The organism is Nocardioides sp. NPDC058538, from assembly GCF_042719275.1.
Lineage (GTDB): Bacteria > Actinomycetota > Actinomycetes > Propionibacteriales > Nocardioidaceae > Nocardioides.
In genome coordinates, this window is record NZ_JBHXNY010000046.1 from 1 (window position 1) to 14,802 (window position 14,802).

The window sequence follows — 14,802 nt, forward strand, 5'->3', positions numbered from 1 at the left end:
ACGGGCAACTTCGCCCACTCACCCATAAACCCCGCCTTGTCGTCTCTAAATGCCGCGCCGACTCGGCGGGAGATCGTGTCAGAACGCGCCGACTCGGGTCTTGATCTGGTCAAGATGCGCCGGGTCGGCGTCGCGTACAAGGAATACAGAGACTCGAGTGACAGGATTGACATCGTGACAGCACAGAAGCTGGACGGCACCGCGACGCTGAAGGCGATCAAGGCAGAGCTCGCCGAGCGAGTCGAGAAGCTGAAGGCCCAGGGCATCACCCCGGGCCTCGGCACCGTGCTGGTGGGCGATGACCCGGGAAGCCGGTGGTACGTCAACGCCAAGCACAAGGACTGCGCCGAGATCGGCATCGAGTCGATCCGCGTCGACCTGCCGGGGACCTCGACCCAGGAAGAGGTCGAGGCCGAGATCGACCGCCTCAACGCCGACCCCGCGTGCACCGGCTTCCTGGTGCAGCAGCCGACCGGTCTCGACGAGTTCGCGCTGCTCTCCCGGGTGGCCCCGGAGAAGGATGTCGACGGGCTGCACCCCTACAACCTCGGCAAGCTGGTCCTCGGTGAGGACGGGCCGCTGCCGTGCACCCCGGTGGGCTGCATCGAGCTGTTGCGGCGTCACGGGGTCGAGATCAAGGGCGCCGAGGTCGTCGTGGTCGGCCGTGGGCTGACCGTCGGGCGTCCGCTGGGCCTGCTGCTCACCCGCCGCAGTGAGAACGCAACGGTCACCCTGTGCCACACCGGCACCCGCGACCTGGCCGCCCACACCCGCAACGCCGACATCGTGGTGGCTGCCGCGGGCGTACCCGGGATCATCACCAAGGACATGATCAAGCCCGGCGCGGCCCTGCTCGACGTCGGCGTCTCCCGGGTCGACGGTAAGATCGCAGGAGACCTGGCCGAGGACGTATGGGACGTGGCTGGCTGGGTGTCGCCGAACCCCGGTGGGGTGGGTCCGATGACACGCGCCATGCTGCTCTCCAATATCGTCCTCAGCGCCGAGAAGGCTCTCGAAAGGCTCTGAAATGGTGTCCGTCCACCCCCCGCTCAGCCCCACGCCGGAGGCTCCCGCACCGGCGGTGGCGACACCTGAGCACGAGAAGACGGACCCCCAGGACGTACGCGGCTTCCCCTCGACCATCGGTGGGTTCGTCTACCTCGGGGTGCTGACGGCGGCGATCGTCGGTCTCGGGCTGGTCGGCTTCGGCCACTGGCGGGTGGGGATCATCGTCCTCGCCGCCGGGGTGGGCGCTGCGTCGCTGGGGCGTGCGGTGCTGCGTACGAAGGATGCCGGGATGCTGGCGGTCCGCAACCGCTGGTTCGACGTGGCTCTGCTGGCGCTGACCGCGGGCGCGCTGTGGATCCTCGCGGTGACCGTTCCAGGCGAATAGGACGTACAAACTGACGAAGGCCGCCCCGAGGGGCGGCCTTCGTGCTTCTCGAGACTACTGCTCGATCGGGACCCATTCCTGCTTGGCGTAGTCCCAACGCCAGCCGTCCTGCTCGTAGACCGGGAGGTCGCCCTCGGAGGTCTGAGTCGGCTGCTGCCAGGCCGGCTGGCCACCGGTGCCGGAGCCGCCGGAGACGATGGTGCGGTCGCTCGTCTCGGGCGCGGCCGGCGCGGCGGGAGCCGCCGGTGCCGCCGGAGCCGAGGGAGCAGCGGGAGCAGCGGCCGGAGTCGCGGCGCCCGGGGCCGCGGGCGCGGCGGCCTGGGAGTCCCAGGTCGGCACGCTATGGGCCGGAGTCATGCTGTCGCCGCCGAAGGCGAGGCCGGCACCCGCGATCTCGGAGCCGTCCTTGTTGAAGATCAGCGGGTAGACGAAACCGGCCACGGCACCGCCCAGAGCCGGGACGATCAGGAAGACCGGGAGGTTGGCCAGTGCGTCGGTGCCCGAGAAGAGGGCTGGGCCGAACGAACGGGCGGGGTTGACCGAGGTGCCGGTCAGCGGGATGCCGACGAAGTGGATCGCGGCCAGCGCAAGGCCGATGGCGAGCGGCGCAGCGGTGGCGTTGGTCCCGGCCCGAACGTCGGTGACGCCGAGAATGATGAAGACGAAGATGAAGGTGAGGACCAGCTCGACCAGGATCGCGCCGACGAGACCGGTGCCGGCCCCGTCGCCGAAGCGGTTGGCGCCGAGGCCGCCGTCGTTCCACGAGTTGTAGTCCGAGGCGAGCGCGACGAGGAACAGTACGATCGCGCCGATGGTCGCGCCGACGAACTGCGCGCCGATGTAGGCGCCGGCGTCCTTCCAGCTGATCCGGCCGGCGGTTGCAACGCCGAGCGTCACCGCCGGGTTGAAGTGGCCGCCGGAGATGCGACCGAAGGTGTAGGCGCCGATCACGACGGCGATACCGAACGCCAGGCCGACAGCGGCGACCTCGAGACCCCAGGTCGGCTGTCCGGCGTGGGTGGCGCCGGCGACGACCGCGACGACCGAGCCGCATCCGATGAACACCAGAATGAATGTCCCGATGACCTCGGCTGCGAGTTTCTGGATGAAGGTCGGCTCAGCCGCCGACAGTGATTCCTCAGTCATGTCCCCTTAACCCTTCAATGTCTGTTGACGTCGGTCAGACCCATCGACACCCGAGAAGCACTCAGGTATCAGCAGTCACCTGAACAACATGAGGTGTTGACACACAGTAACTCTTTTGCGACGGCACATCGTGGTGCTTAGGTGGGGCGGGGCGGTGTCTCAACACCCTTTCTGTTATCTTGATGTCAAGACACTTTCCTTCGTCCGGGTCCCCGGCCTCAGTCATACGCAGATCGCAACTTGTCAGGAGTAGCCACAGCAATGGCCGCACGAATCATCTACACCCACACCGACGAGGCGCCGCTGCTGGCGACGTACTCCTTCCTTCCGATCGTCTCGGCCTACGCGGCCAAGGCGGGGGTCGAGGTCGAGACGCGTGACATCTCCGTGGCCTCGCGCATCCTGGCCCAGTTCGACCTGGCCGACGACGCGCTCGGCGAGCTCGGCGACCTGGCGAAGACGCCGGAAGCCAACATCGTCAAGCTGCCCAACATCTCCGCCTCCATCCCGCAGCTCAAGGCCGCGATCAAGGAGCTGCAGGAGAAGGGCTACCAGATCCCCGACTACCCCGAGGCGCCCAGCAGCCCTGCGGAGGAGGAGATCCGGGCCAAGTACGACAAGGTCAAGGGCTCCGCGGTGAACCCGGTCCTTCGTGAGGGCAACTCCGACCGCCGCGCGCCGGGCTCGGTGAAGGCGTACGCCAAGGCCCACCCGCACACCAACAAGCCGTTCGCCGACGACTCCAAGACGACCGTCGCCACGATGGGCTCCCACGACTTCAAGTCCAACGAGAAGTCCGTGACCCTCCCGGCCGACGACACGCTCTCCATCGTGCTCGAGAAGGCCGACGGCGAGACGGTGACGCTGCTCGCGGAGCTGCCGGTGCTCGCGGGCGAGATCGTCGACGCGACGTACATGTCCGTGGCCAACCTGCACGCCTTCCTCGAGAACGCGCTCGCCAAGGCCAAGGCCGACGACGTGCTCTTCTCGCTGCACCTGAAGGCCACGATGATGAAGGTCTCCGACCCGATCATCTTCGGCCACGTCGTGAAGGCCTACTTCACCGACGTCTTCGAGAGGTACGGCGCCGACCTCGAGGCCGCCGGCCTGTCCGCCAACGATGGCCTGGGCGCGATCCTGTCCGGCCTGTCCGGCCTGGAGAAGGGCGCCGAGATCGAGGCCGCCTTCAAGGCCGCGATCGAGGCCGGCCCGCGCCTGTCCTACGTCAACTCCGACAAGGGCATCACCAACCTGCACGTCCCCTCCGACGTCATCATCGACGCCTCGATCCCGGCTCTGGTCCGCAACGGCGGCAAGCTCTGGGGTGTCGACGGCGGCGAGGACGACACCCTCGCGGTGATCCCGGACTCCTCCTACGCCGGCGTCTACCAGACCGTCATCGACGACGTGAAGAAGAACGGCCCGCTCGACCCGGCCACGATCGGCACCGTCCCCAACGTCGGTCTGATGGCGCAGAAGGCCGAGGAGTACGGCTCCCACGACAAGACCTTCCAGATCGAGGCCGCAGGCACCGTCCGGGTCCTGAACAAGGCCGGCGACGTGCTGATCGAGCACGACGTCGAGGCCGGCGACATCTGGCGCGCCTGTCAGACCAAGGACATCCCGGTCCGCGACTGGGTCAAGCTCGCCGTCAGCCGTGCCCGTGACTCCAAGACCCCGGCCATCTTCTGGCTCGACGAGTCGCGTGCCCACGACGCCGAGCTGATCAAGAAGGTCACGACCTACCTGACGGAGCACGACACCGAGGGTCTCGAGATCAAGATCCTCTCGCCCGAGCTCGCCACGGCGTACTCGCTCGAGCGTCTGCGCAACGGCGAGGACACCATCTCGGTCACCGGCAACGTGCTGCGTGACTACAACACCGACCTGTTCCCGATCCTCGAGGTCGGTACGTCGGCGAAGATGCTCTCCATCGTCCCGCTGATCGCCGGTGGCGGTCTGTTCGAGACCGGTGCGGGCGGCTCGGCGCCGAAGCACGTGCAGCAGCTGGTCGAGCAGGACTACCTCCGCTGGGACTCGCTCGGTGAGTTCTTCGCGCTGGTGCCCTCGTTCGAGAAGTACGCCGAGCAGGCCTCCGCCCCGGCCGCGAAGGTGCTCGCCGGTGCGCTCGACCGTGCGACCGCGACCTTCCTCGAGAACGACCGCTCCCCGGGTCGCAAGCTCGGCACCACCGACAACCGCGGCTCGCACTTCTACCTCGGTCTCTACTGGGCCCAGGAGCTCGCCGCGCAGACCGAGGACGCCGAGCTCGCCGCGGCATTCAAGGGCTTCGCCGAGACCCTCGCCGCCAACGAGGCCAAGATCGTCGAGGAACTCCTCGCGGTCCAGGGCAAGCCCGCCGACATCGGCGGCTACTACCTGCCCGACCCCGAGAAGGTCACCGCCGTGATGCGTCCCTCCGCGACGCTCAACGAGGCGATCGACTCTCTCTGAGGCGACCAAGTGAGGAGGGAGACCGCCGACCGAGGAACGAGGTCGAAAGCGTTTTCCCGACGAGCGCGGGAGCAAGGCGCGAGCGAAGCGAGCGCCATCACCTCTCGACGGCCTGGCACGGACTCCGTGCTGGGCCGTCGTCCCATTTCGGGACACCTTCCGGGCGTACGTGACTTTGCTCTCCAGATCTTTCTTCTGATTCCTATAGATGCAGGTCAGCGTGGTGTTTGCTGGCGGGTGAGGGCGGAAAACCTTTAGGTGAGTGTCGGTGGTCGCACTTACCGTGATCTTCTGATGACTGCGACGCTCTCGACTCCGCCCGTGCCCACCTCAGGCAAGGCTCTCGGAGTCCCCACCGACCCTGCCGACCCGAGCCGGCAGGTCGACTGGCGACGCCTGAAGGGGCCGGTGACGGGCGCCGCGCTGATCGCGCTGGCGGTGGCCATGGTGGCCCAGTCGATCGGCACTGTCGTGGCCGGACGGCTGGCGGAGAACCCGACCGCGAGCCTGGTCGGCTGGTTGGCGCTGTGCGTGATCGGCGCCTCGCTGATCGACTCGACCGCCAAGATCGCGTGGGTCGGGGTCTCCGACCGGGCCGAGGGCAAGCTGCGCGAGGACGTGCTCCAGGCTGCCATGCGTCAGCCGCTCTCCGAGCTGAGCGAGCAGGCCGTCGGCGAGATCCTCGACCGGGTCGACGACGACTCCCACGAGGTCGGCAACCTGCTGCGCTGGCAGCTGTGGATGCTGTTCCGCTCGATCTTCGCGGCGCTGCCGATGTGGATCGTGGCCAGCTTCACCTGGTGGCCGGCGGCGATCCTGTTCCCGCTGCTCGCCGTGGTGACCTGGTTCGTCATCCGCCGGCTGCTGGGCAAGATCTCCGAGCTCAAGGTCATCGAGGAGGCCTCGTGGACCGACCATGCCGCGGTGCTCGAGGAGGGCATCGCGGGGCGTGACGATCTGCGTACGAGCCTGGGCCAGGCCCACGTGGTCGCCCGGGTGGCGCGGCTGTCGGCGACGGTGCACGAGAGGTTCCGCGCGGTCGTCACGGTCGAGGCGAAGGTCGGCCGTCGCGCCGGCGTGCTGCTGCACTCCCTGCTGGCCGGCATCGGTCTGGCCGGTGTGGCGCTCGCCGCGAACGACCGCCTCGGGATCAGCGCACTGGTGACGTTGTTCCTGGTCACGAGCACTTTCGTGGGCCAGATCGCGATGCTCGCCAACCACCTGCCCGACATCCAGGCCGGCCTGGGCGCGGTCATCCGGCTGCGCCAGATGATGGGCTCCGAGCCGGAGCCCGAAGGCGGTGCGCCCGTGCCCGACGGGGGAGCGCTCGAGGTCGACCTGCGTGACCTGACCTTCTCCTACGCCGAGGGCACCTTCGCCCTCCAGGGCATCTCCCTCACGGTGCCGGCAGGCGACACCATCGCCCTGGTCGGCCGCACCGGCTCCGGCAAGTCGACGCTCGCCTCGCTGCTCTCCCGGGCCGTCGAGCCGCCGCGTGGCTCGGTGTTCCTGGGGGGCGTGGACGTACGCGACCTCGACCTGCAGCAGCTGCGCGCCTCCGTGGGCGTGGTGACTCAGCGCACCGAGATCCTGGCCGGCACGCTCGCGGAGAACATCGCGCTCTTCGACGACTTGCGTCCGCGCGAGGACATCGAGCGGGCGGTCGCCCGGCTCGGGCTCTCGGAGTGGGTCGCCGGCCTGCCCGACGGGCTCGACACCCTGCTCGGCCCCGGCGGCACCTCGCTGTCGGCGGGGGAGGAGCAGCTGGTCGCCTTCGCGCGGCTGCTGGTGCGCGACGTACGAGTGGTCGTGCTCGACGAGGCGACCGCGCGGATGGACCCGCTCACCGAGCGCCGGGTGGTCGCGGCCGCCGACCGGCTGCTGACCGGACGTACGGGCATCCTGATCGCCCACCGGCTCTCCACGATCGAGCGCGCGCCGCACGTGGCCGTGCTCGACCACGGCCGGGTGATCCAGCACGGCCTGCGGGCCTCGCTGGCGACCACGCCCGGGCCGTTCCACGACCTGCTCGAGGCCAGCCGCACCGATCGCCACGACTCACCCTCGCCGGCTGCACTGGACCGATCATCGGCCGTCGACCACTCCACCCTCGACCATGTCGCCGAGGGCAACGTCGGTGGCAAGCGCCGCTCGGGCGCTCCGCCGGACGTCCCCGAGGTCGGCACCGGGCCGTCGCTCGCCCGCGGGATGCTGCACGTCCTGTTCCTGCGCCCCGAGTGGGGCGTCGCGGGTGCGCTGCTGTTCCTGTTCGCCTCGATGACCGGTGCGCAGGGTGCCTTCACCGGGCTCCTGTGGGGCCGGATCGTCGAGTCGCTGCAGGACGGCGGCAGGCCGACGGTGATGTCGGTGCTGCTCGTGGTCAGCCTGCTGGCCGCGCCGCTGATGCTCGCCGACGCCTTCTACCGCTACCCGCGCTGGTGGATCGAGGTCATGCTGCGGGCCCGGATGGCCGTGCTCTACGGTCAGACCAGCCAGCACCGCCTGACGCGTACGCCGCCGGGCGAGGTCGTCGCACGCTCGATGGACGCGGACCGTTACGCCCGCTACGCCGACCGCTGGGTCGACTTCGTCAACGGTCTCGTCATCGCGACGATCACCGCCCTGCTTGCCGGCACCGCGCTCGCCGGCGCCGTGCTCCTGGTCGTCATGATCGCCTCGGCGCTGGCCTCCGCGGTCGGTCGGCCGATCGCCGGCCGCTCGGCCGCCGCCTCCTCCGCCGCCCGCGCGAGGTTCGGCCGCGCGGTGGTCTCCGCGCTGGAGTCCGTACGCACCGTGAAGCTGGCCGCGGCCACCCCGCAGGTCCACGCCCACCTGCAGCACGTCGACTCAGGACGGGTCGAGGCAGCGGTGAAGGAACACCGGGTTCAGGCATTCCTCGACGGGGTTCCCGCGCTGATGGTGCAGTGCGGCGTCGTGGCTGCCTGGGGGATCTACTTCGGCGGCGGCTGGGGTCTGGCCACCGCGCTGCTGGTCGCCAACGCGGTCTCTGGCTTCGACTGGTTCGGCCGGGTGGCCGGCATGGTCGTCACCGAGGCTCCGGGCACGCGTGCGTGGCAGAAGGAGACCAGCCGGTTCGCCGGCGGTCGTGACCTGATGGATCTGCCGCCGGGCGTCGATCTGGTCTCCGGCGACGCGCCGGACCCGGGTCCGGTCGAGCAGGTGCCGCTCGAGTCCCTCGAGCTCTCGGCCCTGTCAGCGGTCCACGACGACGGCACCATCGGTGTCTCCGACGTCTCGCTCACGATCTCGCGCGGCGAGCTGGTCCTGCTCGTGGGCCAGGTCGGCTCCGGCAAGTCGTCCCTGCTGGCGTCGCTGGCCGGCCTGATCGAGCACACCGGCACGATCCGGTGGAACGACGAGCTGGTCCAGGACGCACAGGCCTTCCTGAGGCCCGGGCAGGTGGCGTACGTCGCCCAGGTGCCGCGAGTGCTCTCCGGCACCTTCGCCGACAACATCCGGCTGGGCCACGACCGACCCTTCGACAGCCCGGTCGCCGACGCGCGGCTCGAGCTCGACGTCAAGGAGGCGGGCGGCGCGGACGCGATCGTCGGTCACCGTGGCGTACGCCTCTCCGGGGGACAGGTCCAGCGCCTCGCCCTGGCGCGAGCGCTGGCCGCCGACACCGAGCTGCTCCTGGCCGACGACGTCTCCAGCGCGCTCGACGCGGCCACCGAGATCGAGCTCTGGCGGGCGCTGCGTGACCGCCACACGACGGTCATCGGCGCAACCTCGAAGCGAGCCGCGCTCGCTCAGGCCGACCGGGTCGTCGTCATGGTCGACGGCGAGATCGCTGCAGTGGGTCCATGGACCGAGCTGGCACCGGCCTGGTCCCACCTGGCCGGCTGACCCCCTGCCGAGGCGTCACCCCCGTCGTTCGACTGGGCACTTCGGTGCCAGCTCGGCCGACCGGGGTGACGCCTCGGCCAGCGGGGGTGACGCCTCGGCGTCAGGCGGCCTCGCCGTGCTCGAGCGTGCGGCGCAGCGCAGCAGCATCCACGCCGAGGGCCTGTAGTGCAGCATGTCCTTCTCCCTCCGCACGAAGGATGCCGAGCAGGATGTGCTCGGTGCCGATCGAGCGGTCCTTGAGCCGGATCGCCTCGCGCAGCGAGAGCTCCAGGACCTTCTTCGCGTCCTTGGTGAAGGGAATGTGCCCGCCGAGACGGCGGCGTGGCTTCCCACTGTCCAGGGCGCCGGCGCCGAAGACCTCCTCGACCTTGGAGCGGACCGCGTCCAGGTCGATTCCGAGAGTGGAGAGTGCGTCCGCGTCGTCGTTGCCGAGGAGCCCGTGTGCTCGTTCGATCTCTGCCCGCAGCGCAGCGGCATCGACCCCGGCGTCGGCGAGCGCCCGGGCGGCGGACGAGCCGGCGCTGGAGGCGATCGCCAGCAGCAGGTGGTCATCGCCGATGCGCTCGTGACCGAGCTCGGTGCCGTATGTCTGTGCGGCGGCGACCGCATCGCGGGCCGGCTTGGTGAACCGTTCGAACATCACATCTCCTTCGCGTACTTCTTGTGGACCGCCTGCCGACTGACCTCCAGCGCATCGGCGATCTCCTGCCAGGCCCATCCCTGTCGGCGGGCGTTCGCCACCTGCAGCCGCTCCAGCGAGTCGGCGAGGCGACGCAGCGCGAGCGCGGCTCGCAAGCCAGTGCTCGGGTGGGCGCTCGCGGCCGACTCGGCAAGGTCCTTCGCATCCGTCATGATGTCAATATAGGTTGACACCAACGTCGTGTCAACCAGAGTTGACGAAACCGCGGGCGTCGGGACCCGCGTCACATCGATTCACGGAATAGCCCACAAATCGCCGAAGGTTAGGCAGTAGTGACCGACACCGCCAGCCCCGAGACCGCCGTCAGACCGGTCACCACCGTCCAGTTCGTGATCGCCATGCTCGCCCTCGCGACGGGTGGGTTCGCGATCGGTACGACCGAGTTCGTCACCATGGGCGTGCTGCCCGAGATCGCCGAGGGCGTCGGTGTCGGAACCTCCACGGCAGGACACCTGATCAGCGCCTATGCGGTGGGGGTGGTGGTCGGCGTACCGATCCTGTCGTTCTTCGTCGCCCATCTTCCGCGCAAGGGACTGCTGCTGTCGCTGATGGCGGCGTACGCGCTGTTCAACCTGCTCAGCGCCGTCGCCGTCGACTACAAGATGCTGCTGGTCGCGAGGTTCCTCGACGGGCTCCCGCACGGCGCCTACTTCGGCGTCGCGACCATCGTCGCGACGTCGATGGCCGCACCGAAGCACCGCGGGCGAGCGGTCGCGCTGGTGATGCTCGGGCTCTCGGTCGCCAACGTGATCGGTGTCCCGTTCGCGACCTGGCTCGGTCAGACCGCCGGCTGGCGGGCACCGTACGCAGCCGCAGCAGGCCTCGCCCTGCTGACCGTGGTCCTGGTGCAGCTCTCGGTGCCCCACTTCCCGGGCGACCCGAACGCGACCGGCCGCTCCGAGGCCAGCCGGTTCTTCACCAACAAGCAGGTCTGGCTGACGATGCTCGCGGGTGCGATCGGGTTCGGCGGCATGTTCGCGGCCTACTCCTACATCTCCCCGATCGTCACCGACACCGCCGGCCTGGCCGAAGGAGCGGTGCCCTGGTTCGTCTTCGCGTTCGGCACCGGGATGGTCGTCGGCACCTGGGTCGCGGGGGAGCTGGCCCGGTGGTCGGTCATGGGCTCACTGCTCGCGAGCAGCCTGGGCATGGTGGCGGTGTTGACGCTCTTCTGGCTGGTCGCCCCGGCCGGGTGGTGGCTCGCGCCGGTCGCCTTCCTGACCACCGCCGTGGCGTCGGTGCTGGTGATCAACCTGCAGGTGCGCCTGATGGACGTCGCCGATGACGCGGTGACCCTCGGCGCCGCGATGAACCACGCGAGCCTCAACATCGCCAACGCCCTCGGCGCCTTCGCCGGTGGCCTGGCCCTCGACTTCTGGAGCGTCCGCGAGGCGCCGTTGGTCGGCGCGGGCCTGGCCGCCGCCGGGATGCTGGTGCTGCTGTGGAGCACCAGCATCCATCGGCGCAGGGCCTAGAGGGCCTCCTCGTTGCCATCCGTGGCGGTGGCCGCCTCGACCGCCGCGAGGAACCCGTCGGCCCAGGCCTTGGAGTCGTGGTGGCGGACGGTGTCCCACAGTCCGCGCATCCGGTCCTTGGCCTCGGCCTCGTCCATGTCGACTGCCTGCAGGAAGACCCGGACCATGTCGGAGACGTCGTGGGGGTTCGTCAGCACCGCACCGCGCAGCTCGGCGGCAGCCCCGGCGAACTCGGAGAGCACCAGCGTGCCGCTCGTGCCGAGGAGGCCGTGGACCGCGGCGTACTCCTTCGCGACCAGGTTGAGGCCGTCGCGCAGCGGGGTGATCCACATGACGTCGGCGTTGGCGTAGTAGGCCAGCAGCTCCTCGAACGGGATCGGCCGGAAGTAGAAGTGGACCGGCATCCAGCCCATCCGCGAGAACCGGCCGTTGATCCGCCCGACCGCCTGCTCGATCTGGTTCTGCAACGTCTTGTAGACGGTCATCTCACCGGCCGCGGGCACGCATACCAGCACCAGTGACAGCTCGCCCATCAGCGACGGGTCCTCGAGCAGCGCACGCTCGAAGGCCTCGAGCTGCTGCAGCACGCCCTTGGTGTAGTCGAGTCGCGAGACGGCCAGCGCGATCCGCTGACCCTCGAACTCCTCCTTCACCCGAGCGATCGAGCTCTGCACCGCGGGGGAGGCCAGGGTCTGCTCGATCCGCTTCGTGTCGACACTGACCGGGTTGGCGCCCAGGTGCACCCGGCGTCCACCGACGTCGATCACCGAGGGCATGGTGTCCAGACCGAGAGCGAAGCCGTACGTCCGGAACCGCGGCGCCGAGTCCTCGGTCTCGATCACCTCGACCGGCGCCACGCCGCGGGCCACGTCGACGAAGTTCTCGACCTGGCGGGGGATGTGGAACGAGATGTAGTCGCACTGCAGCAGCGAGCCGATGATCTCGCGGCGCCATGGCACCACGTTGAACACGTCAGCGCCGGGGAAGTGGGTGTGGTGCAGGAACGCGATCTTCACGTCCGGCCGCATCTCCCGCAGGTAGGCCGGCACCATCCACAGGTTGTAGTCGTGGATCCAGACGATGCCTCCGTACGCCACCTCGGCCGCTGCCTGCTCGGCGAAGGCCCTGTTGACCCGGCAATAGACCTTCCAATCCTCCTCCTTGAACTTCGCGCGTTCCCAGAAGGTGTGCAGCAGCGGCCAGAACGCTTCCTTGGAGAAGCGCTTGTAGAAGACGTCGACCTCCTTCTTCGACAGCGGCAGCCGGGAGGCCACCAGGCCCGGGTAGAGCTTGGGGTCGACGACCGTGTGGGTGGCGAACTTGCCGCGCTTGGGGTCGTCGATGGACCAGGCGACCCAGGATCCGGTGCGCTCGGTGAAGAACGAGAGCAGCGTCGGGATGATGCCGTTGGGCGACTTCGGGCGCCGGCGCTTGACCTCTCCGTCCTCGATCACCTCGTCATAGGGGAGCCGGTGATAGACCATGACGAGGTCGGACTTTCCCGGGTCGTCGGCGTCGTTCTCCGGGTCGTAGATGTGCTCGTCGTCGAGCAGGTTGAAGTGGCGGATCGCCTGCAGGATGCCGCCGGTGCCAGGGGCAGTGGCGTGGAACGTACGCTCCTGGTCGCGGGTCGCGTCGAGGAGCTTGTCCTCGGCCTCGCCGACGCAGACGCCCTTGAACCCGATGTCGTACATCGCCAGGTCGTTGAGGGTGTCGCCGGCGACCAGCACGCGGTCCTTGGAGATTCCGAGGTGCTCGACGAGCTTGGTGACCGTGTGGCCCTTGTTGATCCCGCCGGGCAGCACGTCGAGGTAGTGGCTGAGGGAGTAGAGCAGGTCGCAGCCGATCTCCGCGACCAGCGGGGCGAGGTCGTCGGTGACGGCCTCGGGGTCGCAGAAGTAGGAGACCCGGCGGTCCTGGGGCACGTTCTGGCGCACCAGGCCGGGTCGGTCGCCGATCTTCTCCAGGACGGCGAGCTCGCCGGGCCACTTGGCCGCGATCTCCTGCTGGATCGGTTCGACGGCGAGCAGGTCGTGGCCGGTGACGATGGTGGCGCCGACGTCGCAGATGATGAAGTCGGGCGTCGGGATGGTCGGGTCGGCGAGCAGCGGCAGCACCGACTCCAGCCCACGACCGGTGACGAAGGACAGCAGTACGTCCTCGCGGCGGCTCAGCGTCTGGTACAGCTTGACCTTCGCCTCGGGGTCGCCGGCTAGGAAGGTTCCGTCCAGATCGGTCGCAAGCAGCATGCGTGCGTTGGCAGCGGACGTGTCGTTCACAAGTCTCCTCGAGGGTCGCCTGGCCTCGAGGCCGATTCGGCAGCTGGCCCGAGGCTGCGGACCCCTTGGAGGATCCGCGGGTCGACCAAACAGGCTAACAGGGGCAGGTGTCGGGCCGGAAAAAGGCATTTGACGGATCATCGAATCCGCTCTGAGTAGAGCCACTCAGGAGGTCCACAAACTCGTAAGAAATTGGATGCACCTGTTCGATAACTCCGTCGAGAATCTGTCGTTGATGGGTCATGCGGATCCTGCCCGCGGCCTTCGAGAAGACCGCGGGTGACCACGGTCCTCGACGTTGATCACGGGGGGCGCCGAGGCCCATGGCCGGCACGCAGGTCGGTGCCGCGGGCAGGGTCCACAGCTCGGACGGATCGGTTCTCGATCCTCTTCCTCCCACCATTTCGAGCCTTTCGGCGGGTGGCTGACAGAATGCGCACATGACCGGCAGCACTGCTCCTACGACTAGGCCCAGGGTCCTCTCCGGCATCCAGCCGACGGCGGACTCCTACCACCTCGGCAACTATCTCGGCGCGGTCCGGCAGTGGGTGAACCTGCAGGAGGAGCACGAGCCGTTCTTCTTCATCGCCGACCTGCACGCGATCACGGTCGAGCAGGACCCGAAGGTGCTCCGCGAGCGTACGCGGCGGGCCGCCGCCCAGCTCCTGGCGGCCGGTGTCGACCCGGAGCGGTCAGCGATCTTCGTCCAGTCACACCTTCCCGAGCACGCCCAGCTCGGCTGGGTGATGCAGTGCATCACCTCGTTCGGTGAGGCCCGGCGGATGACCCAGTTCAAGGACAAGTCCGCCAAGGGTGGTGAGGGCGCGGCCTCGGTCGGCCTCTTCTCCTACCCGATGCTGATGGCCGCCGACATCCTGCTCTACCGCCCGGCGTACGTCCCGGTCGGCGAGGACCAGCGACAGCACCTCGAGCTGACCCGCGACCTCGCGCAGAGGTTCAACAGCCGTTACAAGAAGACGTTCCGGCTGCCCGAGCCCTACATCCTCAAGGAGGTCGCGAAGATCTACGACCTCCAGGACCCGACGATCAAGATGTCCAAGTCGGCCTCGAGCCCGACCGGCCTGATCGACATGCTCGACGACCCGAAGATCTCCGCGAAGAAGATTCGCTCCGCGGTCACCGACTCGGAGATGGAGATCCGTTTCGACGAGGAGGCCAAGCCGGGCGTCTCCAACCTGCTCCGGATCTACTCCGCGCTGACCGGCTCCGAGATCGACACCCTGGTCGGCAAGTACGCCGGCAAGGGCTACGGCGATCTGAAGAAGGATCTCGCCGAGGTCGTCGTCGACTACGTCACCCCGTTCCGGGAGAAGACCTTCGAGGTTCTCGAGGACCGGGCGTACCTCGACGGCATCTTGCAGCAGGGTGCGGAGAAGGCGGGCGTGGTCGCCCGTAAGACTCTGGCCGACGTCTACGAGCGGGTTGGCTTTGTGGCCCCCGCGTCGCCGCTCGGCTAGTAAGGTCGGC

General features: G+C 68.7%; 10 protein-coding genes. 6 read left to right on the forward strand and 4 right to left on the reverse strand.

Annotation, left to right across the window (positions count from 1 at the left end):
- Positions 1–174 precede the first annotated feature (174 nt).
- Both ACFWQC_RS25705 and ACFWQC_RS25710 read left to right on the forward strand, forming a co-directional pair.
- On the forward strand, positions 175–1,026 hold the full coding sequence (locus tag ACFWQC_RS25705) for a bifunctional methylenetetrahydrofolate dehydrogenase/methenyltetrahydrofolate cyclohydrolase (RefSeq protein WP_355019684.1): 852 nt from the start codon (positions 175–177) through the stop codon (positions 1,024–1,026).
- A gap of 4 nt (positions 1,027–1,030) precedes the next feature.
- Positions 1,031–1,393 (forward strand): DUF3017 domain-containing protein, encoded by a 363-nt coding sequence (locus tag ACFWQC_RS25710; RefSeq protein WP_378684812.1) that lies wholly within the window; start codon positions 1,031–1,033, stop codon positions 1,391–1,393.
- Positions 1,394–1,447: 54 nt separating this feature from the next.
- Here the strand turns inward: ACFWQC_RS25710 and ACFWQC_RS25715 are convergent, their stop codons facing one another.
- A complete protein-coding gene (locus ACFWQC_RS25715) occupies positions 1,448–2,539 on the reverse strand; it encodes an MIP/aquaporin family protein (RefSeq protein ID WP_378684814.1) in 1,092 nt (363 codons plus the stop codon).
- Between the two features lie 261 nt (positions 2,540–2,800).
- Between ACFWQC_RS25715 and ACFWQC_RS25720 the strand changes: the two genes are divergently transcribed.
- Both ACFWQC_RS25720 and ACFWQC_RS25725 read left to right on the forward strand, forming a co-directional pair.
- Positions 2,801–4,993, forward strand: a complete 2,193-nt coding sequence (locus tag ACFWQC_RS25720; protein WP_378684817.1) for an NADP-dependent isocitrate dehydrogenase — start codon at positions 2,801–2,803, stop codon at positions 4,991–4,993.
- A 294-nt stretch (positions 4,994–5,287) separates the two neighbouring features.
- Positions 5,288–8,860, forward strand: coding sequence for an ATP-binding cassette domain-containing protein (locus tag ACFWQC_RS25725; RefSeq protein WP_378684820.1), 3,573 nt, complete (start codon positions 5,288–5,290; stop codon positions 8,858–8,860).
- A 100-nt stretch (positions 8,861–8,960) separates the two neighbouring features.
- Here the strand turns inward: ACFWQC_RS25725 and ACFWQC_RS25730 are convergent, their stop codons facing one another.
- Positions 8,961–9,500: a Clp protease N-terminal domain-containing protein gene (locus ACFWQC_RS25730; protein WP_378684823.1), complete on the reverse strand. Its 540-nt coding sequence runs from the start codon at positions 9,498–9,500 to the stop codon at positions 8,961–8,963.
- On the reverse strand, positions 9,500–9,712 hold the full coding sequence (locus tag ACFWQC_RS25735; protein WP_378684826.1) for a helix-turn-helix domain-containing protein: 213 nt from the start codon (positions 9,710–9,712) through the stop codon (positions 9,500–9,502). Before ACFWQC_RS25735 ends, ACFWQC_RS25730 begins: the two co-directional genes overlap by 1 nt.
- A 120-nt stretch (positions 9,713–9,832) precedes the next feature.
- Here ACFWQC_RS25735 and ACFWQC_RS25740 point away from each other — a divergent pair, with 120 nt between their 5' ends.
- Positions 9,833–11,035 (forward strand): MFS transporter, encoded by a 1,203-nt coding sequence (locus ACFWQC_RS25740; RefSeq protein ID WP_378684829.1) that lies wholly within the window; start codon positions 9,833–9,835, stop codon positions 11,033–11,035.
- Here the strand turns inward: ACFWQC_RS25740 and ggpS are convergent.
- Positions 11,032–13,314 (reverse strand): glucosylglycerol-phosphate synthase, encoded by a 2,283-nt coding sequence (ggpS, locus tag ACFWQC_RS25745; protein WP_378684832.1) that lies wholly within the window; start codon positions 13,312–13,314, stop codon positions 11,032–11,034. The genes ACFWQC_RS25740 and ggpS overlap by 4 nt on opposite strands.
- A gap of 440 nt (positions 13,315–13,754) precedes the next feature.
- Here ggpS and trpS point away from each other — a divergent pair, with 440 nt between their 5' ends.
- Positions 13,755–14,792, forward strand: coding sequence for a tryptophan--tRNA ligase (trpS, locus tag ACFWQC_RS25750; RefSeq protein WP_378684835.1), 1,038 nt, complete (start codon positions 13,755–13,757; stop codon positions 14,790–14,792).
- Positions 14,793–14,802: the final 10 nt, after the last annotated feature.